The organism is Streptosporangium brasiliense (genome assembly GCF_030811595.1).
GTDB classification, from domain to species: domain Bacteria; phylum Actinomycetota; class Actinomycetes; order Streptosporangiales; family Streptosporangiaceae; genus Streptosporangium; species Streptosporangium brasiliense.
Genome location: NZ_JAUSRB010000001.1, coordinates 755,699 through 778,394, shown reverse-complemented (window position 1 = coordinate 778,394; position 22,696 = coordinate 755,699). Strand labels below are relative to the sequence as shown.

The window sequence follows — 22,696 nt, the reverse complement described above, 5'->3', positions numbered from 1 at the left end:
AACCAAGCAGTTTTCACCATGAACGGCGGCCAGGTCAGCCTGGACCGCCGTCCGGTGCTCCGCGGCATCGACCTGACCGTCAAGCCCGGCGAGGTCGTGGCCGTGCTCGGCGCCAACGGATCGGGCAAGTCCACCCTCATCCGCGCTCTGCTCGGCCTGACACCGCTGTCCGGCGGCTCGACCCTCCTGTACGGCGCGCCGCCCGCGCGGTTCCGCGAATGGTGGCGGATCGGCTACGTGCCCCAGCGGCTCTCGGTGGGCGGCGGCGTGCCGACGACCATCCGCGAGGTCGTCGCCTCGGGCCGGATCGCCAGGCAGCGGCGGCTCCGCCCGACCAGCGCGGCCGACCGGGAGGCGACCGCCAGGGCGCTGGAGGCCGTCGGCATGGCCCACCGCGCCGGGGACCCGGTCCAGGCCCTGTCCGGCGGGCAGCAGCAGCGGGTGCTGATCGCCCGCGCCCTCGCCGGAGAGCCCGACACCTTCGTCATGGACGAGCCCACGGCCGGCGTGGACTCCCAGAGCCAGCAGCTCCTGGCCGACACCCTGTCCACGCTCGTCGACCAGGGCAAGACGGTCCTGCTGGTCGCCCACGAGCTCGGTCCCATGGAGTCGCTCATCACCCGCGCGGTGGTCCTCAGGGACGGATGCGTCTGCCACGACGGGCCGCCGCCCCACGCGGTCGGCGCGCACGCGCTGCCCGGTCACGACCACGTGCACCCGCACGCCGAGGAGAAGCCCTCGAGCCCGCTCGACTGGAGACCCGCACCGTGATCGACCTTCTGCAGTTCGACTTCATGCAGCGGGCGCTGATCGCCGCCCTCCTGGTCGGCCTGGCCGCCCCCGCCATCGGCACGTTCATCGTGCAGCGCCGCCTGGCGCTGCTGGGCGACGGAATCGGGCACGTCGCGCTGACCGGTGTGGCGCTCGGCTTCCTGACCGGCACCGCCCCCGTGCTGACCGCCGTGGCGGTCTCGGTGCTCGGCGCCGTGGCGATCGAGCTGGTCCGCGCGCGCGGCAGGACCAGCGGCGACGTGGCGCTCGCGCTGCTGTTCTACGGCGGCATCGCCGGCGGCGTGCTGCTCATCTCGCTGGCCCCGGGCGGCAGCAACGCCACCTTGATGTCCTACCTGTTCGGCTCGATCAGCAGCGTCAGCACCGAGGACGTGTGGGTGATCGGCCTGCTGGCGGTCGCCGTGCTCGGCGTGGTGGCCCTCTTCGGACGCGAGCTGTACGTGCTCTGCCAGGACGAGGAGGTCGCCAGGGCCAGCGGGCTGCCGGTGCGCCTGCTGAGCCTGCTGATCGCCGTCACCGCCGCGCTGACCGTGGTCATCGCCATGCGCGTGGTGGGACTGCTGCTGGTCAGCGCGTTGATGGTGGTCCCGGTGGCGACCAGCCAGCAGATCACCAGGGGTTTCCGGAGCACCATGGCACTTTCCATGCTTTTCGGGATGGTCGCCACGGTCGGCGGCCTGACCTCCTCGTTCTACGTCGAGGTCCCCCCGGGCGCCATCATCGTCATCGTGGCCCTCGGAGGGTTCGTCCTGGCCCTCGGGCTCGGTAGATTCGTACGCCGGAGCCGACCACAGGAGTCCAGCCCATGAGCAACAGACGGGATGCCGTCCATGAGATCCTCCGCCAGAGCGAGGGTTTCCGCAGCGCGCAGGACGTCTACGCCGAGATGCGCGCGGAAGGCGCCAAGATCGGATTGACCACGGTCTACCGGGCGCTGCAGGCACTGGCCGACAGCGGCCATGTCGACACGCTCAGGACCGACGACGGCGAGTCGGTCTACCGCGCGTGCGCCAGCGGTGACCACCACCACCACCTGGTCTGCCGCCGTTGCGGGCGGACCGTGGAGGTGGCCGGACCCGCGGTGGAGCGCTGGGCCGAGGCCGTCGGCTCCGAGCACGGCTTCACCGAGATCACTCACACCGTCGAGGTCTTCGGCACCTGCGCCTCCTGCTCGGACGCCGTCAAGCCCGCGGGCGCGTCGAGCCGGGCCTGAGCGGCCGGCCGGTCGGCGGGGTCCGCCGGACCGGCCACGGGCGACGGCCCGGGCAGGGGCGGGCAGGGGCGGGCACCGCCGGGAACGGCGCCGAACGGACACGGCGGGACAGCGTGGGGGGGACAGCGCGGAGGTCGCGGCGGACCCGGCGGCGGGCCCGCCGGACAGGTGTACGGGCGCGGCCGGCGTCACGATGACCACCGTCCCGGGCACGGCCGGCGTCACGATGGCCACCGCCCGGTCACGGCGCGGCGGCGCGCGGTCACGACAGGCACCCCGAACACGCCCCGGAGAGATACGCTTCCGGGACGGCGAGCCGCCGTACGCGCCCCCCACGTTAGAACCGCATTCAACTGGAGGCAACATGCCATTTGGACATGACATGGTGTACTCGCTCGCCACCGTGGTCGATCTTGTCAACACCTCCTCCGCCACGGGAGGCCAGGACGGACTGGTCACCCTGGAGCAGCTGACGGAGTTCGTGGAACGCCGGGAGGTGAGCGGCATCGGCGAGCTCGGCGCCGAGGACCTGGTCCAGGTGCGCGCCCTGCGCGAGGCCCTCCACAAAGTCTTCACCGCCCCCGACCAGCCCACCGCGGTCATCCGGCTGAACACGCTGCTGAGCGGCACCCGCATCACCCCGCGCCTGACCGAGCACGACGGTCACGCCCTGCACGTCCACTACTTCGCCCCCGGCGCCTCGCTCAGCGAACACCTGTCGGCCGACCTGGGCGTCGCGCTGGCCCACCTGCTCGTCGAGGGCGAGTGGGAGCGCCTGCGCACCTGCTCGGCCCCCGACTGCGGGCACGTCTTCGTGGACGAGTCGCGTAACCGCTCCCGGGTCTACTGCGACAGCCGCACCTGCGGGAACCGCATGCACGTCGCCGCCTACCGGGCCCGGCGCCGCGCCTGAGGCCACCTTCCGTGGTCACTTGCGGGACGGCCCCTCCGTCCCGCACGCCGACTCCGTGCGGCTCCGGCCACGAGGTCGAGACCGGCCGCCTGCGCGAGGTCAGGGGCTGACGGCCCCGATCGCGCCCTGACCGCTGCGGGCCTCCACCACGGCGGGGACCCGGGCCCCGCCCGCGCGGCGGCGGCCGGCGCCTCAGAGCGCGCCGAAGTCGCCGTGGCGCCCGGCGCCCGCGGCGAACCGGGCGGCGCCGGCCACCGCGCCCGGCAGGGCGTCCATGCCGTGGCGCAGCTCGCCCGCCATGGCCTCCTCCTCGGCCAGCCCCTCCTGCTCCAGCACCGACAGCCGGTCTCCGCGCATGCAGTCCTGCGGGAAACGCGCGATGGCGGCGGCCAGGCCCTCGGCGGCCTCACGCGCCCCGCCGACCGGCACCACCCGGTTGACCAGGCCCATGTCGAGGGCCTCCTGGGCGGGGACGGGGCGGCCGGTGAGGATCATGTCCAGCGCGCGGCCGGTCCCGATCAGCCGTGGCAGCCGGACGGTACCGCCGTCGATCAGCGGGACGCCCCAGCGGCGGCAGAAGACCCCGAACACCGCGTCCGCCTCGGCCACCCGCAGGTCGCACCAGAGCGCCAGCTCCAGCCCGCCCGCGACGGCGTGCCCGGCGACCGCCGCGATCACCGGCTTGGTCAGCCGCATCCGAGTGGGCCCCATCGGCCCGTCACCGCCGGGGGCCACCCGGTTGCCCCGGTCCGTGCCGATGGCCTTGAGGTCGGCCCCCGCGCAGAACGTGCCGCCTTCGCCCCACAGCACGGCCACCGCCGCGCCGGGATCGGCCTCGAAATCACGGAAGGCACCGGCCAGGGCCGCGGCCGTGGGCCCGTCCACGGCGTTGCGGACCTCCGGCCGGGACAGGACGACGGTGGTGACGGAGCCGTCGCGTTCGATCCTGACAGTCATCCGGGCGCACCTCTCAGCGGTTCGGCGTCACCCGGAACATAACATTATTCTGTAACCGCGTTCGGTACGGCTCCGCCGTACCGCCTGTCGCGCTTGGCGTAGGTCTCGCACGCCTCCCACAGGTCGCGGCGGTCGAAGTCGGGCCACAGCCGGTTGAGGAAGACCATCTCGGCGTAGGCCGTCTGCCAGATCAGGAAGTTGGAGGTGCGCTGCTCGCCCGAGGAGCGCAGGAACAGGTCGACGTCCGGGATCTGCGGCTCGTCCAGGTAGCGGGCGAAGGTCTCCTCCTTCACCCGGCCGGGCTTGACCCGCCCGGCGGCGATGTCCTCGGCCAGGCGCAGCGCCGCGTCCACGATCTCGGCGCGGCCGCCGTAGTTGACGCAGAACTGCAGGGTCAGCCGGGAGTTGCGCTCGGTCATCCGCTCGGCGTCCTGCAGCTCCTGGATGACGCTCTTCCACAGCCGGCCGGGACGGCCCGCCCAGCGGACCCGTACGCCCATCGCGTGGAGATCGTCCCTGCGGCGGCGGATGACGTCGCGGTTGAAGCCCATCAGGAAGCGCACCTCGTCGGGGGAGCGCTTCCAGTTCTCGGTGGAGAAGGCGTATGCCGACAGGTAGGGGATGCCGAGCTCGATCGCGCCCTCGATCACGTCGAACAGCGACGCCTCACCGGCCTTGTGGCCCTCGGTCCGCGGCAGGCCGCGCTGCTTGGCCCACCGGCCGTTGCCGTCCATCACGATCGCCACGTGCCGGGGTACGAGGTCACGCGGGATGGGGGGCGGGGTGGCGCCGGACGGGTGCGGGGCCGGGGGACGGACGTTCACTGGGCAAGCTCCCTTTCTACGTGTCGGAGAGAGCGTATGCCGTGCTCCAGGTGCCACTGGAGATATGCCGCGACCAGGCCGCTGCATTCGGTGCGGTGCCGGCTCTCGGAGGCGTCGGCGGTGAGCCAGTCGCCTTTCAGCAGCGCGACCATCAGGGCGAGGGTCTCCCCGGCGGGCACGGCGGCGCCGGCGGGACGGCAGGCGCCGCAGACCACGCCCCCCGCCACGATGGCGAACGCCCGGATCGCGGGCGTCCTGCAGCGGGCACACGACTCCAGGGCAGGAGCGTAACCGGCGACGGCCAGCGAGCGCAGGAAATAGGCGTCAAGGACCAGCCGGGGATCGTGCTCCCCCGAACCGAGCGTGCGCAGACCGCCGACGAGCAGCAGGAACTGGCGGAGCGCGGGCTCCTTCTCCCCCAGGGCCAGCCGGTCGGCGGTCTCCAGCATCGCGCTGCCCGCGGTGTAGCGCGGGTAGTCGGTGACGAGCGCCTCGCCGTACGGACGGACCGTCTCGGCCTGGGTGATCACGTCGAGCGTGCGGCCGGTGTGGAGCTGGAGGTCCACGTGGGTGAACGGCTCCAGCCGGGCGCCGAAGCGCGAGGTGGTCCGCCGGACCCCCTTGGCGACCCCCCTGATCTTCCCGGTGCGCCGAGTCAGGACCGTGACGATGCGGTCGGCCTCGCCCAGCTTGTGGGTGCGCAGCACGATGCCGTCGTCACGGTACAGACTCACCAGGTCAGTCTAGTGGGATGCCCCGTGTCGCACGGCGTCAACCATGATCAAGTGGCACAGATGGATCACGGATGCGTGTTGTTCATCCAAAACTCACTAAACTTTGGCCCCTGGCGAACTCCCCGCGCCTTGTTTCACCCCGCCCCCGCACGAAAGGGTGCCATGCCCCGCGTGGTCCTGCTGGGTTCATCGCCCGGCCCCGATGCCGCCCCCGGCCAGTCGACGCCGCCCGCCGCGCTGACTCTGCCCGCGCTCCCCGGCTGCCCCACTGTGATCGGCAAGCTGCACGGCCAGCTCGCCTCGATCGATCCCGCACCGGTGACGATCGCCCGCACCGGCGACGCTCCGGTTTACCAGGGCTTCCCGGGGCGGCTCGTCGAGACCTCCGATCTGGCCGGCGACCTGCGCGCCGTGGCCGACGCGGTCGAGCACGCCACGGAGAACCTGCTCATCCTCCCGGCCAACTCGCTGATCCACGACGAGCTGATCTACCAGATCACCAAGTCGAAGCGCGGCGCGCTCGCGCTGATCGCCAAGGAGCCCCGCGAGGAGGACGAGAACGGCGACGCCATCGTCGCCAACGTCCCCATCGACGAGGCGGAGCCGGAGATCGGCGACCGGACGTTCGAGGACCTCCCGGTCCGGGTCCGCGCCGCCAAGTCCCGGGTGATCTCGGTCGGCTCGGCCTACCACGCGGTGACCCGGCCCAACGCCGTCCTGCTCGGCCCGCTGCACCTGCACCACAAGCACGCGCCCACGCTGGCCGAGGCGGCCCGCGAGCTCGCCGACATGGCCCACCTGCTCGGCCCCGGAGACGACCTGCTCCAGCTCCTGGTCCTGGGCCTGGTGCGGAAGGGCGTCTCGGTCGGCATCCGGGGCCGCCGCGACCTGTTCTTCCGCCGGCTGAACACCCGCGGGCAGGCCGACGAGGCAGTGGCCGAGATGTCCACCTACAACGAGGACAAGGCCCGGCTGAACAACGCGGTCAAGGGCGCCGACGGCTTCTTCACCACCTACTTCGTCAGCACCTACTCGCGCTTCATCGCCCGCTGGGCGGCCCGGCGCGGGCTCACGCCCAACCAGGTCACGCTGATCTCGATCGCCCTGGGCGTGGCGGCGGCGGCCTGCTTCGCCACCGGCGCGCGGGCCGGGATGGTCGCCGGCGGCATCCTGATCTACTTCGCGTTCGTGTTCGACTGCGTGGACGGGCAGGTCGCGCGCTACGCCCGCAAGTTCGGCGTGCTCGGGGCCTGGCTGGACGCCACCTTCGACCGCTTCAAGGAATACGTGGTCTTCGCCGGCCTGGCGGTCGGCGCGGCCGTCTCCGGCGTGGGCGACGTGTGGACGCTGGCGCTGGCCGCGCTCGGCATGCAGTCCATCAAGCACCTGCTGGACTTCTCCTTCGGCGCGGCCAACCGGCGCAAGCCCCCGTCCCCGCTCCCCTCGATATCTCTGGCGATCAGCGCCGACACCGACCTCCGGGCGGCGCTGGAGCAGCGCAAGGTCGCGCGCAGCGGCGGGATCCGCGGGCTGCTGAAGATGTGGAGCAAGGCGGGCCGGAACCGGGCCGTGCACTGGGCCCGCAAGATGATCGTTTTCCCGATCGGTGAGCGCTTCGCCGCCATCGCCATCGTCAGCGCCTTCTTCGACGCCCGGGTCACCTTCATCACGCTGATCATCTGGGGCGGCATCGCCACCGCCTACTCGCTCACCGGACGTCTGATGAGGTCGCTCGCATGATCACCCAGCCGCAGACCACCCCCGCTCCGGACCCCTACGAGGAGCGGCTGCGCGTGCAGACCGCACGCCTGCTCGCCTACCGCGACGACGGTCCGCTGGTGACGGCGCTGCGCGACAAGGTCGGACCTGGGCTGCCCCCGGTGCCGGCCGCGCTCGTCGCGCTGCTGGCGATCGTCGCGATGGCGGCGACCGGGCTGCTGGGCAACGGACCGGTCCTGCTGGTCCCGGTCGTGGTCATGGTGCTCCTGGTGCTGCCCACCGCGGCCCGCGACCACCTGGGCAAGCTCGACTGGCTGGCGCCGCCGCTGATCCGGGGCACCGAGTTCCTCACGATCATCCTGGTCGGCCTGGCCGCCGAGGCGCCCAAATGGCTGCTGTTCGTGCTGCTCTACGTGATCGGCTACCACACCTACGACACGGTCTACCGGACCCGGCAGAGCATCTGGCCGCCCGCCTGGGTGTTCCAGGCCGGGCTGGGCTGGGAGCTCCGGCTGCTGCTGATCGGCGCCGGCGCCGCGCTCGGCGTGCTCACCTGGGTGCTGGCCGCCCTCACGCTCTACCTCGGCGTGCTGTTCGCCGTCGAGAGCGTGACGAGCTGGGTCCGCCTGGACAAGGCGTCGGCGCTCGCCCAGGCCGGCGACGACCTGGAGGCCTCTCCCGAGGAGGCCATGGAGCAGGCCACCGGCGAGGCCGAGCCCGCCTGAGGCACGCCCCGACATCCCCGCAGAGGGCCGCGACACGTCCGTCGCGGCCCTCTCGCCGTCTGTGCGGGGCGCACGGCGGGGCGGCCCCTCACCCCGGCGCCGGGCTCCGCGGCGGAGCGGGCCGGACCGCTGTGGCCTGGCGCGTTGCGGGACCGCGAGGGTCGCTGTGTTACAAAGCAGCGTGGAATTGGACCGGCTGGATCGTGACATCATCGGGGCGCTCGTCGAGGACGCCCGCAGCACCTACGCGGAGATCGGGCACCGGGTGGGCCTGTCGGCGTCGGCGGTGAAACGGCGGGTGGACCGGCTGCGCGAGGCGGGGGCGATCACCGGGTTCACCGCGCGGGTGGAGCCGGCCGCGCTCGGCTGGACCACCGAGGCCTACGTGGAGCTGTTCTGCGCGGGCAAGACCTCGCCGTCGGAGATCGGGGTGGCCGTGGCCCGCCTCCCTGAGGTGGTCTCGGCGTGCACCATCACCGGGGAGGCCGACGCGCTGCTGCACATCAGGGCCACCGATGTGCGCCATGTGGAGCAGGTGATCGAGCGCATCGCCTCGGAGCCTTTCGTGGTGCGGACCAAGAGCTCCATCGTGCTCTCCCGGCTCATCGACACCCCCCTGGTCACCTCACGCAACGGATCGACGTTCGTGGCCTGAAGCACGCAAGAGACCCGCGCGGACACGCAAGATCGGGCCCTTGGCCAGCGTGAACGCCGTTCCTAGGCTGTTGCCGTTCTCACTACGACGTCCCTTTGCGGAGTTCTCCATGACGAGGCACTACCTCATGTGTCGGCCTGACCACTTCGCGGTTGAGTACGCGATCAACCCGTGGATGGATCCGGAGGCCGGCGCCGACCGCGAGGTGGCGATCCGGCAGTGGGAGGGGCTCAAGAGCGCCTACGAGGAGCTGGGGCACCGGGTCAGCCTGATCGACCCGGTGGAGGGGCTGCCCGACATGGTCTTCGCGGCCAACGGGGCGCTGGTCGTCGGCGGCCGGGTGTACGGCGCGCGGTTCGCGCACCGGGAGCGCGCCGCCGAGGGGCCCGCCTACCTGAAGTGGTTCGTCGACAACGGCTACGAGCGGGTGCACGAGGCGGCCTTCACCAACGAGGGCGAGGGCGACTTCCTCACCCTCGACCACATGGTGCTGGCCGGCACGGGGTTCCGCACCGACATCACCGCCCACAAGGAGGCTCAGGAGTTCCTGGGTCTCCCGGTGGTGACGCTGCAGCTGGTGGACCCGCGCTTCTATCACCTGGACACCGCACTGTTCCCACTAAACGGACATAACGTGGCATACTTCCCGGGGGCCTTCTCGGCGGGGAGCCAAGAAGTACTGAAGAACCTGTTCCCCGACGCCGTCGTCGCGGACGAGGAGGACGCGACCGTGCTGGGCCTCAACGCGGTCAGCGACGGCACCCGGGTGATGATCAACGCCGAGGCGGCGAACCTTCAGCTGGAGCTCAAGCGCCACGGCTTCGAGGTCATCCCGGTCGAACTGTCGGAGCTGCGCAAAGCGGGCGGCGGCCCCAAGTGCTGCACGCTCGAGATCCGGGGATGAACGCAGGTAGAACGGCCAAGAACCAAGGAACGGCGAATATCGGATGACCAGCACAGCAGACTTCATCGAGCTCAGCGAGCGCCGCAGCGCGCACAACTACCACCCGCTCCCCATCGTGATCCACGAGGCGCAGGGTGCCTGGGTCACCGACGTGGAGGGCAAGCGGTTCCTGGACTGCCTGTCCGGCTACTCCTCGCTGAACTTCGGCCACGGTAACCCGAAGATCGTCGCAGCGGCGCAGGAACAGCTCGCCAAGCTCACGCTGACCAGCCGCGCCTTCTTCCACGACCAGTTCGCCGCCTTCGCCGCCGGGCTGGGCGACCTCACCGGCAAGGACATGGTCCTGCCGATGAACACCGGCGCCGAGGCCGTGGAGACCGCGATCAAGGTCGCCCGCAAGTGGGGCTACGAGGTCAAGGGCGTGGCCGCGGAGCAGGCCAACATCATCGTGATGGAGGACAACTTCCACGGCCGCACCACCACGATCATCAGCTTCTCCACCGACCCCGACGCCCACGACGGCTTCGGCCCCTACACCCCGGGCTTCAAGGTCGTGAAGTACGGTTCGGTCGAGGCGATCCGCGAGGCCGTCGACGCCAACACCGTCGCGGTGCTGCTGGAGCCCATCCAGGGCGAGGCCGGCGTGCTGGTCCCGCCGGACGGCTACCTCACCCAGGTCCGCGAGCTCTGCAGCGCGGAGAACATCCTGATGATCGCCGACGAGATCCAGTCCGGCCTCGGCCGCACCGGCGACACCTTCGCCTGCGACCACGAAGGGGTCGTCCCCGACATCTACGTGCTGGGCAAGGCCCTGGGCGGCGGTGTGGTCCCGGTCTCGGCGATCACCGCCGACGAGGACGTGCTCGGCGTGATCAAGCCGGGCCAGCACGGCTCCACCTTCGGCGGCAACCCGCTCGCCTGCGCGGTGGCCAACGCGGTCATCGAGATCCTCAACACCGGCGAGTACCAGACGCGGGCCAAGGAGCTCGGAGCGGTGCTGCACGAGAGGCTGCGCGGCCTGATCGGCCGGGGCGTGGTGACCGTGCGCGGCCGCGGCCTGTGGGCGGGCGTCGACATCGACCCCTCCCTGGCGACCGGCCGCGAGATCTCCAAGGCCCTGATGCGCCGCGGCGTCCTCGCCAAGGACACCCACGGCTCGACCATCCGCCTCGCCCCGCCGATCGTCGTCTCCGAAGAGGACCTCATCTGGGCCGTCGACCAGCTCGCCGACGCCCTCGGGGAGTTCGCCGGATGACCCCGCCGGTGCGGCCCGTCCCTCACGGATGAGCCGCACCTCTCCGGAGGCGGGCTCCGCCACGGCGCCCGGCGTCACCCGCCCCCGGTCAGCTTCACCGTGGTGATCTCCGAGATCTCGGTGGCGGCGGCGGTGTCCCAGCGGACGGACAAGGGGTCGGCCCCCAGGGACAGCGTGGCCACCGCGTTGGAGAACCACGGCCCGTGGACGATGCGCCACCTGAACGGCGGCTTGGGGATCCTGGCCAGCCGGGACAGCCATCCGCCGACCAGGGTGGCGAGACCGAACTGCGCGACGATGTTGGCCAGGCGGAGCGTACGGCTCAGCGGGTTGCGGATCGGGGAGCAGACGAGCTGGTAGATGGGCAGCCCCTCGGCCTTGGCGACGTAGGAGTAGTGCACGTCGCCGGAGAGTACGACCACGGGCTTGCCGGTCCGGGCCAGCAGGTCCGACAGATCCTCGAACGACCGGCGGAAGGCCGCCCAGTGCTCCAGGTCGACGGCCTGGCGGAGCGCCTCGGACCAGCGGGCCATCCGCTTGCCCCAGGCCCCCTGGGCCAGGGCCTCGTTCCAGTTCTGGATGTGGTGGATGCCGGCCGGGAGCAGGAAAGGCACCGACGTGCCGATCACGAAGCGCTCGACGCCGCCCCTGCGGAGCTCCTCGGTGAGCCACTCCCACTCCACCGGGTCGATCATGCGCCGGTCCCCCGGGGCGAGCTGCCGGGCGCAGCGGGAGTCGAGCATGATCAGGCGGGTGCCGCCGAGGTCGCGGGAGTAGCTCCACCGGTTGTCGGCGGGAACGTCGTAGGCGTGCTCGGCGAACGTGTCGAGCATCTCGGACCCGTCGCCCTCGGCCGCGCACAACTTGCTGAGCAGCTCGTCCGACGCGCGCTCCTGCGGCGACATGTTGCCCAGGTGCTGGTAGATCCAGTAGGCCCCGAGCCCGGAGACCACCCGGCGCGGCCACCACGGGACCTTGGCCATCTGCTCGCGCCACGTGGCGGAGGTGTTGAAGTCGTCGCGCAGGTCGTGGTCGTCGAAGATCATCGCACTGGGCACCGTCGAGAGGATCCAGCGGATCTCCGGGTCGGTCCACGCCTGGCGGTACAGCTCGGCGTACTCCTCGAAGTCGGCGATCTCGCCCGCCGGCTCGCCGTCCCTGCGGTTCCTGATGAACTCCAGCATCTCGACGGACGGCTCGTCGGCGTAGACCTGGTCGCCGAGCAGGAGCAGCAGGTCGGGCCACTCCTCCTCGGGGGCGCCCATCATGGTGCAGCCGTAGGCGCGCAGGACGTCGACCCCGTGCGAGACGATGTGCAGCGTGTCATGGGGCACGCTGGTCCGGCAGGAGCCGAACATCACCCGCCGGGGCCCGCCGGGGCCGAAGAAACGGATGCGGCTGGGCGGCCGGTCCGGCAGCGGCCACACGGTCTCCCCCGCGAGGCGGACCTCGTAGGCGCCCTCGGCGCCGACGTCGACGATCGCGTAGTGGTGACCGTGCACGGTGAACGTCAGCGCCTGTGACCGCACCCCGCCGACCTCGACCGTCACCTCGCACGGCTCGCTGGTCTCCACCCACACCGACGCGCTGGTCTCGTCCACGTAACGCAGCAGTGGCCCGACCACAAGTTCCGGCACGTTGATCCTCTCAAGCACTACAGAACGGCAGGCGTCAGAACAGGAGCCTGCCATATTGGCGCGTTGCCCTCACCGTGCCCAACCGGTCTGATCGATAACAACAGATCGCCTCATAAGTGAGGAAACCCACAAGAATCGACCATAAGAACTCAACGTTCCCCGATTGGCGGGTCGGAACCCCGCAACTAGTGTGATCATCACAAACCGCTCTGAGCGGGGCAACGGCGCCCCGCTCACCGTATGGAGGCTCTCCTTCATGTCCCTCATGGTGCCGTCAACGACGCCGGCAGCCGCCACCCTCATCAGCCCCGGCCGGCAGGCCCTCGACTCCGCGCTGTTCCACCTCGACCAGGCGGCCGACCGGCTCCACCTGGACGACGGCCTGCGCACGATGCTGGCCACCCCCCGCCGCTCCCTCACCGTCTCGGTGCCCGTCCGCCGCGAGGACGGCCGGATGGACGTCGTGCAGGGCTTCCGGGTCCAGCACAACACCACCCGTGGCCCGGCCAAGGGCGGGATCCGCTTCCACCCCTCCACCGACCTCCACGAGGTCACCGCGCTGGCCATGTGGATGACCTGGAAGTGCGCGCTGGTCGGCATCCCGTACGGCGGCGCCAAGGGCGGCGTCTCGGTGGACCCCGCCTCGCTGTCCACACGGGAGCTCGAACGGGTCACCCGCCGCTACGTCAACGAGATCCTGCCGATCATCGGCCCGGACCGGGACATCCCGGCCCCCGACGTCGGCACCGACGAGCAGACCATGGCCTGGATCATGGACACCTACTCGGTGAACGCGGGCTATCCGGTGCCCGGTGTGGTGACCGGCAAGCCCACGACTCTCGGCGGCTCCCTGGGGCGGGCCGGAGCCACCTCCCGCGGCGTGCAGATCGCCACGCTCAAGGCCCTGACGGGCTCCCCCGAGGGCCGCACCGTCGCGGTCCAGGGCTTCGGCAAGGTCGGCGCGCCGGCCGCGCGCCTCCTCGCCGACGCCGGCTGCCGCGTGGTCGCGGTCTCCGACGCCACCGGCGCGGTGGTCGACCGCTCGGGCCTGAACGTCGAGGACCTGCAGGCCTGGGTGCGGGAGACAGGTGGCGTGTACGGCTACCGCCACGCCGACGCCCTGTCCCACGAGGAGCTGCTGGAGCTCGACGTGGACGTGCTCGTCCCGGCCGCGCTGGAGGGCGCGATCACCGCGGAGAACGCGCCCAGGGTCAGGGCCCGCCTGATCGTGGAGGGCGCCAACGGCCCCACCACCCCGGAGGCGGACCGGATCCTGGCCGACGCGGGGACCACGGTGGTCCCCGACATCCTGGCCAACGCGGGCGGTGTGATCGTCTCCTACCTGGAGTGGGTGCAGAACCTGCAGGCCTGCTCCTGGAGCGCGGGTGAGGTCGACGCCAAGCTCCGCGAGCTGATGGAGAGCTCCTTCGACGCGGTCGCGGCGATGTCCGCCGAGCGCGGGATCAGCCTGCGCCAGGCCGCCCACGCCATCGGTGTGGGCAGGGTCGCCGAGGCCCACCGGATGCGGGGTCTCTACCCCTGACGGGACGGCCCGGTCCCCGCCGGGGGATCGGGCCTCGCCCGCCGCGGGTGCCGCCCGCCGCACGCGCTCCGGCCGCGGCGGGAACGGAGGACCCCGTCACGGACGGACGGTATTGACGTACGACCGGGTCACCGACGGGCGGTATGAACGCGGAACGCCGTCACCGGCGGGCGGGACGGACAGACGGCCACGTCACCGGCGGGCGGGAAGGGCGTACGGCGCCGTCACGAACGGGCGGGACCGCTCAGGTTCCGCTCGACCGGCCGGGAGGGCTCGTCCAGGGCCCTGACGAGCCCTTCCAGGTCACGCATGAGCTGCTCGGTCCGCTCGGTGCCGTAGGCGGCCTCGATCACCCGGTGGTGACCGGCCACCCCGCCCTCCACCCGGGCGAGCAGCTCGGCCCCCCGGTCGGCGAGGAAGACCGCGACCCTGCGCCGGTCGGCCGGGTCGTGCCCCCGGTAGACGAGCGAGCGGTCGATGAGCCGGTCGATCGCCTTGGTCAGCGTCGGATGCGGCATCAGCACGGCCTCGGCCAGGTCGCCCATCGAGTGCCCGCGGCCGTCGGCCAGGGCGCGCAGGATGCGCCACTGCTCGACCGTGACGTCCTCGGCGGTCACCGCGGCGGCCAGGCCGCGGTTGACGCTGCGCTCGGCCCGGCTGAGCAGGTAGGCGAGCGAGGATCCCAGTCCGGTCGTCACCACGTGAAGCTCCCGTCTGCATCCCGGCTAAGTAACGGGCCTGCCAAGACCCTCCTTTTAGGAGGATACTCGGCTACGTGGCAGAAGCCATCACACCCGTCATCCAACCTCTGGAAGCCGAGCTCATCCGGAGCCGCGCCCTGCGCGTCGGCCTCGTGGTGCCCGTCTCCGGCGTCCTCGGCCTGGTGGGACCATGCGCGATCAACTGCGCGATCCTCGCCGCCGACGAGGTCAACCTCACGGGTGGGATGCTGGGCAGGCCCGTCGAGCTGGTCCTGATCGACGGCGGCGGACCCGCCGCGCAGGTGGCCGCCGAGGTCGGGAGGCTGGCGGCCACCGGGGCGATCGAGGCGGTGGTCGGCACCTGCGGCAGCGACGTGCGGATCGCCGTGGTCCGGGCGCTGGCCGGGCGGGTGCCGTTCGTCTACGCCCCGCCGTACGAGGGGGGCGGCCACTCGCCCGGGGTCTACTTCCTGGGCGAGACCCCCGGCCGCCAGCTCAGGCCGGGTCTCGACTGGCTGATCGACCGGCGCCGGGCCCGCAGGTGGTTCCTGCTCGGCAACGACTACGTCTGGCCGCGCCTGGTCCACGAGACGGCCCGCCTCCATCTCGCCGCCCGCAACGTCGTGGTCGCCGGCGAGCGGTACGTGCCGTACGGCATGCGGGATTTCGCGCCGGTCCTGGAGGAGCTGACCGCCAGCCGGGCCGACGCCGTGCTGCTCAGCCTGATCGGCAGCGATCTCGTCGCCTTCAACCGGGCCTTCACCTCGGCCGGGCTGCCGCACCCGCGGCTGTGCGGAGCGCTGGAGGAGCACGGCCTGCTGGGCATCGGCGGTGACGCCACCGGCGAGCTCTACGGGGCGATGGGCTACTTCGCGAGCCTGGTCACCGACGACAGCCTGAGTCTCGGCGAGCGCTACGTCCGCCGCTTCGGCCCCGACGCCCCGCTGCTCAACGGGCACGGCCAGGGATGCTACGAGGCGGTGCTGATGCTCGCCGCGCTCGGCTCGCGGGCCGGGACGCTCGCGGTGCCCGCGGTGGACACGATCGCCGACGGCACCTCGATCGTCACCGCGCGGGGACGGCTGACGCTCCAGGGCGGGGGCGTGCGACGGCGCGCGCACATCGGCCGGGCCGACGGCCTGGACTTCGACATCGTGCGCTAAAAGCTTCCGCCTGAAACCTTTTCCTTTTCAAGGAAAAGTCCTATCGTTACGGCTGCACCCACGTATAGGAGCCGTCCCATGACCACTGAGCCGTCCCTGGAGCAGTTCGGCTACCAGCAGGAACTCCGCAGGTCCCTGAGCTTCACCGACCTGCTCGTCTACGGCCTGATCTTCATGGTCCCGATCGCGCCGTTCGGCATCTTCGGCGGGGTCTTCCAGGCCTCCGGCGGCATGGTCGCGCTCGCTTATGTCATCGGCATGGTCGCGATGGCCTTCACCGCGCTGTCCTACGCGCAGATGGCCAAGGCCTTCCCGATGGCCGGCTCGGTCTACACCTACGCGGGCCGGGGCATCACTCCCCCCATCGGCTTCCTGGCCGGATGGGTGATCCTGCTCGACTACGTGCTGGTGCCCGCGCTGCTCTACCTCATCGCGAGCGCGGCGATGGCCTCGTTCGTGCCCGCCGTCCCGATCTGGGGGTGGCTGATCGTGTTCGTGGTCCTCAACACGGCCGTCAACTACGCGGGCATCCAGATGACCGCGCGGATCACCAAGATCATGCTGATCGGCGAGCTCATCGTGCTGGCGATCTTCCTGGTCATCGGCCTGGGCGCGCTGGCCATGGGCAAGGCCCAGGCGGGGGCGCTGACCCCGCTGTTCGACTCCGAGACCTTCTCCTGGCCGCTGGTCTTCGGCGCGGTCTCCGTCGCGGTGCTGTCCTTCCTCGGCTTCGACGGCATCTCCATGCTGGCCGAGGAGAGCAAGGTCGACAGCCGGAAGATCGGCAGGTCGATGGTCGCGGCGCTGGGCCTGGCCGGCGCGCTGTTCATCGTGCAGACCTGGGTGGGCGCGCTGCTCACCCCCAACCGGACCGAGCTGCTGACCAAGGGCGACCCGGCGGGCACCGCGTTCTACGACATGGCCGAGTTCGCCGGAGGCCACTGGCTCAGTGTCCTGACCGCCGTCGCCACCGCCATCGCCTGGGGCTTCGCCAACTCCCTGGTCGCCCAGGCCGCCACCTCGCGCCTGCTGTACGCCATGGCCCGCGACCGCCAGCTGCCCCCCTTCCTGGCCAAGGTCCACCCCAAGCACAAGGTGCCGGTCAACGCCACCCTGCTGGTGGCCGTCATCTCCCTGGCCGTCGGGCTCTACCTGACCACCCGTGAGGACGGCATCCCGCTGATCAGCAGCCTGGTCAACTTCGGCGCGATGACCGCCTTCCTCGCGCTGCACATCTCGGTGGTCGTCCACTACGTCATCCGGCGCGGCAGCCGCGACTGGTGGCGGCACCTGATCGCCCCCGTGATCGGCTTCGCGATCCTGGTCTACGTGGTGATCAACGCCAACATCGCGGCCCAGGTCCTGGGGCTCATCTGGCTCGGCATCGGTGTGCTCGTGCTCGCCACCTTCTACGCCTACGGCCGCCGTCCCCTGCTGGCCGCTCTGGGCGAGACACACGAGAAGTCCCACCGATAGCCACCGCGCCCGGCTCCGCCGGGGACGTGCCGGCCCCCGCCCCACCGATCCGACCACGCAAGGACAGATCACATGTTCGAAATTTTTCTCGAGGTCGAGGAGGGTTTCACCTCTTCCCTGCTCAACTCGGTGACGAACCTCAGTCGGGCGGGTGCGCGATGAACATCGTCTCCTACCGGCCCGCCCCCGAGGAGCTGAGCTACACCTTCGGCGGACGTCCGGCCATCGGCCGGATCAAGCCCGGCACGATCGTCGAGATGTACACCGAGGACTGCTTCGGCGGCCGGGTCCGCTCGGTCGACGACCTGCCGTCGAGCGTCTGCGACTTCCCCTACCTGAACCCGGTCACCGGGCCCTTCCACGTCGAGGGGGCCGAGCCCGGCGACACGCTCGCGCTGCACTTCGTCTCCATCGAGCCCGCCAGGGACTGGGCGGTGTCGGCCACCTTCCCGCACTTCGGCGCGCTGACCGGCACGCACGCCACGGCCATGCTCACCCCTCCCCTGGAGGAGGTCGTGTGGCGCTACGACATCGACGTGAAGGCGGGCGTGGCCCGCTATCACGCCCGCAAGGGCGATTTCACGGTGGAGCTCCCGCTGGACCCGATGCACGGCACGGTCGGCGTCGCCCCCGCGGCGTCCGAGGCCCGGATGACGATCACCCCGGACGCCCACGGCGGCAACATGGACACCCCCGAACTGCGCGCCGGGGTGACCGTCTACCTCGGGGTCAACGTCGAGGGCGGGCTGTTCGCGGTGGGCGACGGGCACGCCCGCCAGGGACACGGCGAGGTCTGCGGCACGGCCGTCGAGGCGGCGATGAACACCGTGGTCGCGGTGGAGCTGATCAAGGGTGTGAGCACCCCCTGGCCGCGCCTGGAGGACGACGCCCACCTGATGTCGACCGGCTCGGCCCGCCCGCTGGAGGACGCCTTCCGGATCAGCCAGCACGACCTCGTCACCTGGGCCGCCGACCTCACCGGCCTGGACACCCTGGACGCCTACCAGCTGGTCAGCCAGATCGGCGAGGCGCCGGTCGGCAACGTCTGCGACACCAACTACACGATGCTCGCCAAGATTCCCAAGGCGTATCTCGGCGGGTCCGCCGTCTACGAGTCGGCCCACGAGCGGCTGCGCGCCCTGGGCCGGCGGTATCTGGCCGAACGCTGACACACGGCGTCCGCCGCGGAGAGCCGTTCCGTGTCGCGCACCGCCGGGGCGCGCGACACGGAACTTCCGCGGCCACGCCCCGCGCGGCCGCCGGAACCCCGTCACCACCGCCGCCGGAACCCCGTCACCGCCGCCGTGATCCGGTCACCGCCGCCGGAACCGAGCCGTCACATCTCGCTGAACCTGCTTCGAGTGATTCTCTATCGACAATCACGATACTTACGGCATGTGCAGCTACTTCACCCGATGAGATGGGGATGATGTGCACGGAAACGATCCATACCCGTTAGTCGGCCGCAGGCATGAGACCACACTCATCGACGGGCTCATCGGTGACCTCGCGGAGAACCGCTCCGCCCTCGTGATCGTGGAAGGCGGTGCCGGGGCGGGGAAGACCGCCCTGCTCAACTACGTGGTGGAGGCCACCCGGCGGCACGGGGTCCGCGTCCTCTTCACCTCCGGCGGCCATCAGCACCCCCAGCAGCCACTCGGCGCCGTCCGGGAGCTCCTCGAACCCGGACGCGTCAGCGTGCCGCCCGCCGTCCCCGGCTCCGGACCGGAGGAGCTGTTCGCCGGGCTCCACGAGCATGTCCGCCACCTCACCGACGAGGGCCCGCTGGCGCTCGTCGTCGACGACGTGCACCGCATCGACCACCTGTCGCTCGGCTGGCTGGCGCACCTGGCACGCAGGCTGTCGGGGATCCCACTCCTGCTGGTGGCGTCGGTGTCCACCGGCGAGCGCCCGGCGTCGCGGGAGTCCTACGACGATCTCCGCAACACGCTCAACCGCACCGAGATCCACCTGAGCCCGCTCGGGCAGGAGGACGTCGAACGGCTCCTGGGGAGCTACCGGCAGACGCCGCCCAGCCCGCAGTTCGCGGCCCTGTGCCGGCAGCTCACCGGTGGCAACCCGCGTTTCACCCATGACCTGGCCCGGCTGCTCGACGCCGAGGGCGTCACGATGGACGAGGAGTCGGCGGGCCTGCTGCCCGGCCTGGCCCCGCCGCGGACCGCCCAGTACATCTCGGACAGGCTCGCCCGCCATTCGACCCACTCGCTGGATGTCGCCAAGGTCCTCGCCGTCCTCGGCGGCGGCGCCCGCCCGACCCTCGTCAGGGAGCTGTGCGGCTTCGAGGGCTCGGTGTGCGCCGACACGATCCAGTCCCTCACCGAGCTGGGCCTGCTGCGCGCGGGGGGCACCGTCGCCTTCGTCCACCCGATCGTGCGGACCGCGCTCTACCGCTGCATGCGCACCGGTGAGCGGAGCCGGCACCATCTGACCGCCGCCAAGGTCCTGGCCGCGCGCAACGGCGACGCCTCGCTGATAGGGCGCCACCTGCTCGCCGCGGCCCCCACCACCGACCCGGAGATCACCGACCTGCTCTGCGACGTCGCCGTGCGGCTGGCCTCGACGGGTGACCTCGAACAGTCCACGGCGTGCCTGCAGCGGGCGATCCAGAGCTCGCTGTCACCGGTCCACCGGGCGAAGCTGACGCTGCAGCTGGGCGTCGCCCTCGGCGGTTACGACGCCCGCGCCTCGATCCGGCATCTGCGGCACGCCAGCACCGGCGTCAGGACCTCGGCCGAGCACGCCCTCATCGGGCAGCACCTCGCCCTCGCCACGGCCGCCCTGGGGGATCTCGACGGCGCGATCTCCGTGCTCGACGAGCATGTCGGCCTGCTCGACGGCCAGGATCCGACCCTCAGCCGGCGGCTGCGGGGATACCGGATGATCCTGGAGACGCTGCACGCCGGCCCGGCGGGGCGGGAGTGGGGCCCCGCCGCGAGCGCCACCGACAGCGGGGCCCGGGCGGCGCTGGCCACCCGGCTGGCCTGGCGCGGCGAGGACCTCGAACGTTCGATCAGGGAGGCCGAGACGGCGCCGGCGACCGGCCGGTCGGTCGGCGCCGGCTCCCTGGTGACCAGCTTCTCCCTGCTGCCGCTGGTGTACGCCGACCGTCTCGACACCGTGGAGCGGCAGCTCCTCGACGCCGAACAGCACCTGCCCGCCGTACAGGTCCCCGAACTCGCGGTGCTGAGATCGCACGTCGCGCTGCGCCGGGGGGACGTCGCGCAGGCGGAGGTGGCCGCGCGGGCCGCCGTCGCCGCCGTCGCCGACGGCCTGCCGGAGCCCGTGCTGTTCCACCATCTCGCCACGCTGGTCGACGTGCTCCTGGAACGGGGAGAGCACGAGGAGGCGGCCGACCTGCTGCGCCAGGCCGGCCTCCCCCACGAGCCGCCCGGCACCTGGCGCCACAACCACCTGCTGGACAGCCGCGGACGCCTCCGGATCGCCTGCGGCGACCTCCGGGCGGGCGTCGAGGACCTCCTCGCCTGCGGCGAGCGCCTGGCCCGGTGGGGGGTGGCCAACCCGGCGGTGAGCATGTGGCGTTCGGCTGCGGCGCTCGCCCTCGACCGGCTCGGCGACGGGTCCCGGGCACGGACGATCGCACGGGAGCAGGTCGTCGCCGCGCGGGCCTGGCCGGCCGGACGGTCCCTGGGCGGCAGCCTCAGGACCCTGGCCCTGCTCACCCCCGATCCCCGCAAGCGGGTGACCATCCTGCGCGAGGCCGTCCAGATCCTGGAGAAGTCCCCCGCGGCGCTGGAGCTCGGCCGCGCGGTGGTCGAGCTGGGGACCGCGCTCGCGGAGGCCGACCAGGAGGGCGAGGCCCGCGACATGCTGCGCCGCGGCCTGGACCTCGCCCAGCGCTGCGGCGGCACCGCGCTCGCCGACCACGCCCACGCCGAGCTGGTCCGGTACGGCGCGCGCCCTCGCAGGCGCGCGCAGACCGGGTGGGCGGCCCTGACCCCCGCCGAGAAGCGGGTCGCCCAGCTCGTGGTGGACGGCAGGAAGAACCGGGAGATCGCGCAGCTGCTGTTCGTCTCGCAACGGACCGTGGAGCTGCACCTGACCAACATCTACCGGAAGCTGAACGTCTCCAGCCGCGTCGCGCTCGTCAAGGCGGGATGAGCCGGGCGGAGCGCCGCCGCTATCTCCTCGCCGCGGCGCTCCGCTCCGCGCGGCGCTCGGTGAACCGGCCGGCCTGGGCGTCGAGCTTGCGCAGGAACGCCGCCAGGTCCTCCCGGGCGGCCTCTCCCCGGGCGGTGAAGTCCGCGCGCTCGAAGATCTGCCAGTGCCGCAGGATGGGCATGATGACCTTGTCGTGGTGGAGCCGCAGGTCGTAGATCCCGGCATTGGCGATCATCGTGGCGAAGCGCCGGAAGCCGGGCTGGCCGGCGCCGGGCATCTCGAAGTCCCTCACCACGTCCCGGATCGCCTCCATCGTCTCGTCGGGCGCCAGCTCCAGCGCCGAGCCGACCAGATTCCGGTAGAAGAGCATGTGCAGGTTCTCGTCGGCGGCGATGCGGGCCAGGAGCTGCTCGCCGATCGGGCAGCCCGTGGCCGAGCCGGTGTTGCGGTGCGACAGGCGCGTGGCGAGCTCCTGGAAGGCGGTGTAGACCACGTTCGGCAGCAGTTCCACCGGCTCGCCGGCGCCGCCCGAGGACGTGAACTGCATGCGGCGCTTCTCCAGGTCCACCGGGTCGACCGCCCGGGTCACCACCAGATAGTCGCGCAGGGTGATGGCGTGCCGGGCCTCCTCGGCCGTCCAGCGGTAGACCCACTCACCCCACGCGCCACCCGACCCGAGAGCGGTCATGAGGTTGTGGTGGTAGGCGGGCAGGTTGTCCTCGGTCAGCAGATTCACGATCAGCGAGGCCCGGGCCGCCGGGTCGATCCGGGTGTCCTCCGGCCGCCAGTCCTCGCCGCCGAGCAGGGCGAAGTCGCGCCCCTGGCTCCAGGGCACGTAGTCGTGTGGATTCCAGTCCCGCACCACCGCCAGGTGGCGTTCCATGTTCTCGGCCACGACCGGCTCCAGCTCCCAGAACAGGGTCGCCGACCGCTCGTGGTCAACCGTGCTGCTCACGTGCGCAACCTCCTTGAAGTGATCGGGGGGACCGCGGGGCGGGGACGGCCGGAGCGGCCGTCCCCGCCACGACCGGCTCAGGCCACGCCCACCGAGCTGTTGCGCTCGATGTGGTCGATGACGGCTGCGACGGTCTCCAGCTCGCCGGCGATCTCGTCGGGGGTCGCCACGCCGAACTTCTCCTCGACGGCGACCATGATCTCCACCATCGACAGCGAGTCGATGTCCAGGTCGTCGCGGAGGTGCCGGTCGAGCTGCACCTCGTTGACCGGCAGGCCGACGACCTCGTTGACGATCTCGGCCAGCTCTGCCAGAAGTCGTTCCTTGCTCATCTCGTTCTCCTCGGTTGTCGCCGCCGTCCGGGCGGCATGGTTGCCGTTACGTTGTGAT

21 protein-coding genes are annotated in these 22,696 nt (G+C 71.6%); 14 read left to right on the top strand and 7 right to left on the bottom strand.

The annotated features are described in order from the left end of the window. Positions 1 to 18: 18 nt before the first annotated feature. The 4 genes from J2S55_RS03440 to J2S55_RS03425 all read left to right on the top strand — a co-directional run bounded on the left by J2S55_RS03440 (position 19) and on the right by J2S55_RS03425 (position 2,918). Entirely contained in the window at positions 19 to 771 is a 753-nt protein-coding gene (locus J2S55_RS03440; protein WP_306857203.1) for a metal ABC transporter ATP-binding protein, read from the top strand. After that, positions 768 to 1,601, top strand: coding sequence for a metal ABC transporter permease (locus tag J2S55_RS03435; protein ID WP_306857202.1), 834 nt, complete (start codon positions 768 to 770; stop codon positions 1,599 to 1,601). The genes J2S55_RS03440 and J2S55_RS03435 overlap by 4 nt, the downstream gene beginning before the upstream one ends. Continuing rightward, positions 1,598 to 2,005 (top strand): Fur family transcriptional regulator, encoded by a 408-nt coding sequence (locus J2S55_RS03430; RefSeq protein ID WP_306857200.1) that lies wholly within the window; start codon positions 1,598 to 1,600, stop codon positions 2,003 to 2,005. The genes J2S55_RS03435 and J2S55_RS03430 overlap by 4 nt, the downstream gene beginning before the upstream one ends. 364 nt (positions 2,006 to 2,369) lie before the next feature. Next, positions 2,370 to 2,918 carry a CGNR zinc finger domain-containing protein gene (locus J2S55_RS03425; protein ID WP_306857198.1) on the top strand — a complete coding sequence of 183 codons (549 nt, stop codon included), beginning with the start codon at positions 2,370 to 2,372 and terminating at the stop codon, positions 2,916 to 2,918. A gap of 192 nt (positions 2,919 to 3,110) precedes the next feature. Here the strand turns inward: J2S55_RS03425 and J2S55_RS03420 are convergent, their stop codons facing one another. The 3 genes from J2S55_RS03420 to recO are packed head-to-tail and all read right to left on the bottom strand — an operon-like array spanning position 3,111 to position 5,433. Further along, entirely contained in the window at positions 3,111 to 3,875 is a 765-nt protein-coding gene (locus J2S55_RS03420) for a crotonase/enoyl-CoA hydratase family protein (protein WP_306857197.1), read from the bottom strand. A gap of 44 nt (positions 3,876 to 3,919) precedes the next feature. Next, positions 3,920 to 4,699, bottom strand: a complete 780-nt coding sequence (locus J2S55_RS03415; protein ID WP_306857195.1) for an isoprenyl transferase — start codon at positions 4,697 to 4,699, stop codon at positions 3,920 to 3,922. After that, positions 4,696 to 5,433 carry a DNA repair protein RecO gene (recO, locus tag J2S55_RS03410; protein WP_306857194.1) on the bottom strand — a complete coding sequence of 246 codons (738 nt, stop codon included), beginning with the start codon at positions 5,431 to 5,433 and terminating at the stop codon, positions 4,696 to 4,698. Before recO ends, J2S55_RS03415 begins: the two co-directional genes overlap by 4 nt. A gap of 162 nt (positions 5,434 to 5,595) precedes the next feature. Between recO and J2S55_RS03405 the strand changes: the two genes are divergently transcribed. The 5 genes from J2S55_RS03405 (at position 5,596) to rocD (ending at position 10,691) form a co-directional block, all read left to right on the top strand. Next, entirely contained in the window at positions 5,596 to 7,173 is a 1,578-nt protein-coding gene (locus J2S55_RS03405) for a CDP-alcohol phosphatidyltransferase family protein (RefSeq protein ID WP_306857193.1), read from the top strand. Beyond that, positions 7,170 to 7,877, top strand: a complete 708-nt coding sequence (locus J2S55_RS03400) for a DUF5941 domain-containing protein (protein WP_306857192.1) — start codon at positions 7,170 to 7,172, stop codon at positions 7,875 to 7,877. The genes J2S55_RS03405 and J2S55_RS03400 overlap by 4 nt, the downstream gene beginning before the upstream one ends. 181 nt (positions 7,878 to 8,058) lie before the next feature. After that, entirely contained in the window at positions 8,059 to 8,532 is a 474-nt protein-coding gene (locus tag J2S55_RS03395) for an Lrp/AsnC family transcriptional regulator (protein WP_306857191.1), read from the top strand. 109 nt (positions 8,533 to 8,641) lie between these two features. Continuing rightward, positions 8,642 to 9,436 carry a dimethylargininase gene (ddaH, locus tag J2S55_RS03390; protein WP_306857190.1) on the top strand — a complete coding sequence of 265 codons (795 nt, stop codon included), beginning with the start codon at positions 8,642 to 8,644 and terminating at the stop codon, positions 9,434 to 9,436. Between the two features lie 43 nt (positions 9,437 to 9,479). Further along, positions 9,480 to 10,691 carry an ornithine--oxo-acid transaminase gene (gene rocD / locus J2S55_RS03385; protein WP_306857189.1) on the top strand — a complete coding sequence of 404 codons (1,212 nt, stop codon included), beginning with the start codon at positions 9,480 to 9,482 and terminating at the stop codon, positions 10,689 to 10,691. A gap of 74 nt (positions 10,692 to 10,765) precedes the next feature. Here rocD and J2S55_RS03380 read toward each other — a convergent pair whose 3' ends face one another. Beyond that, on the bottom strand, positions 10,766 to 12,328 hold the full coding sequence (locus tag J2S55_RS03380) for an alkaline phosphatase D family protein (RefSeq protein WP_306857188.1): 1,563 nt from the start codon (positions 12,326 to 12,328) through the stop codon (positions 10,766 to 10,768). Positions 12,329 to 12,584: 256 nt separating this feature from the next. Here J2S55_RS03380 and J2S55_RS03375 point away from each other — a divergent pair, with 256 nt between their 5' ends. Further along, the gene (locus J2S55_RS03375) at positions 12,585 to 13,871 is read left to right on the top strand and encodes a Glu/Leu/Phe/Val family dehydrogenase (RefSeq protein WP_306857187.1); all 1,287 of its coding nucleotides are present in this window, start codon (positions 12,585 to 12,587) and stop codon (positions 13,869 to 13,871) included. 224 nt (positions 13,872 to 14,095) lie between these two features. Here the strand turns inward: J2S55_RS03375 and J2S55_RS03370 are convergent, their stop codons facing one another. Then, the gene (locus tag J2S55_RS03370) at positions 14,096 to 14,569 is read right to left on the bottom strand and encodes a MarR family winged helix-turn-helix transcriptional regulator (protein ID WP_306857186.1); all 474 of its coding nucleotides are present in this window, start codon (positions 14,567 to 14,569) and stop codon (positions 14,096 to 14,098) included. Between the two features lie 77 nt (positions 14,570 to 14,646). Here J2S55_RS03370 and J2S55_RS03365 point away from each other — a divergent pair, with 77 nt between their 5' ends. The 4 genes from J2S55_RS03365 to J2S55_RS03350 all read left to right on the top strand — a co-directional run bounded on the left by J2S55_RS03365 (position 14,647) and on the right by J2S55_RS03350 (position 21,351). Next, complete coding sequence (locus tag J2S55_RS03365; RefSeq protein WP_306857185.1) at positions 14,647 to 15,735, top strand: substrate-binding domain-containing protein; 1,089 nt, start codon at positions 14,647 to 14,649, stop codon at positions 15,733 to 15,735. Positions 15,736 to 15,813: 78 nt separating this feature from the next. Continuing rightward, on the top strand, positions 15,814 to 17,211 hold the full coding sequence (locus J2S55_RS03360) for an APC family permease (RefSeq protein ID WP_306857184.1): 1,398 nt from the start codon (positions 15,814 to 15,816) through the stop codon (positions 17,209 to 17,211). 158 nt (positions 17,212 to 17,369) lie between these two features. Beyond that, positions 17,370 to 18,380, top strand: coding sequence for an acetamidase/formamidase family protein (locus tag J2S55_RS03355; RefSeq protein ID WP_306857183.1), 1,011 nt, complete (start codon positions 17,370 to 17,372; stop codon positions 18,378 to 18,380). Positions 18,381 to 18,642: 262 nt separating this feature from the next. Further along, positions 18,643 to 21,351, top strand: coding sequence for an ATP-binding protein (locus J2S55_RS03350; RefSeq protein WP_306857182.1), 2,709 nt, complete (start codon positions 18,643 to 18,645; stop codon positions 21,349 to 21,351). A gap of 19 nt (positions 21,352 to 21,370) precedes the next feature. On the opposite strand, the gene J2S55_RS03345 is transcribed toward J2S55_RS03350, so the two are convergent. Both J2S55_RS03345 and J2S55_RS03340 read right to left on the bottom strand, forming a co-directional pair. Next, on the bottom strand, positions 21,371 to 22,306 hold the full coding sequence (locus J2S55_RS03345) for an acyl-ACP desaturase (RefSeq protein ID WP_306857181.1): 936 nt from the start codon (positions 22,304 to 22,306) through the stop codon (positions 21,371 to 21,373). Positions 22,307 to 22,383: 77 nt separating this feature from the next. Beyond that, complete coding sequence (locus J2S55_RS03340; protein ID WP_306857180.1) at positions 22,384 to 22,638, bottom strand: acyl carrier protein; 255 nt, start codon at positions 22,636 to 22,638, stop codon at positions 22,384 to 22,386. Between the last annotated feature and the right edge of the window lie 58 nt (positions 22,639 to 22,696).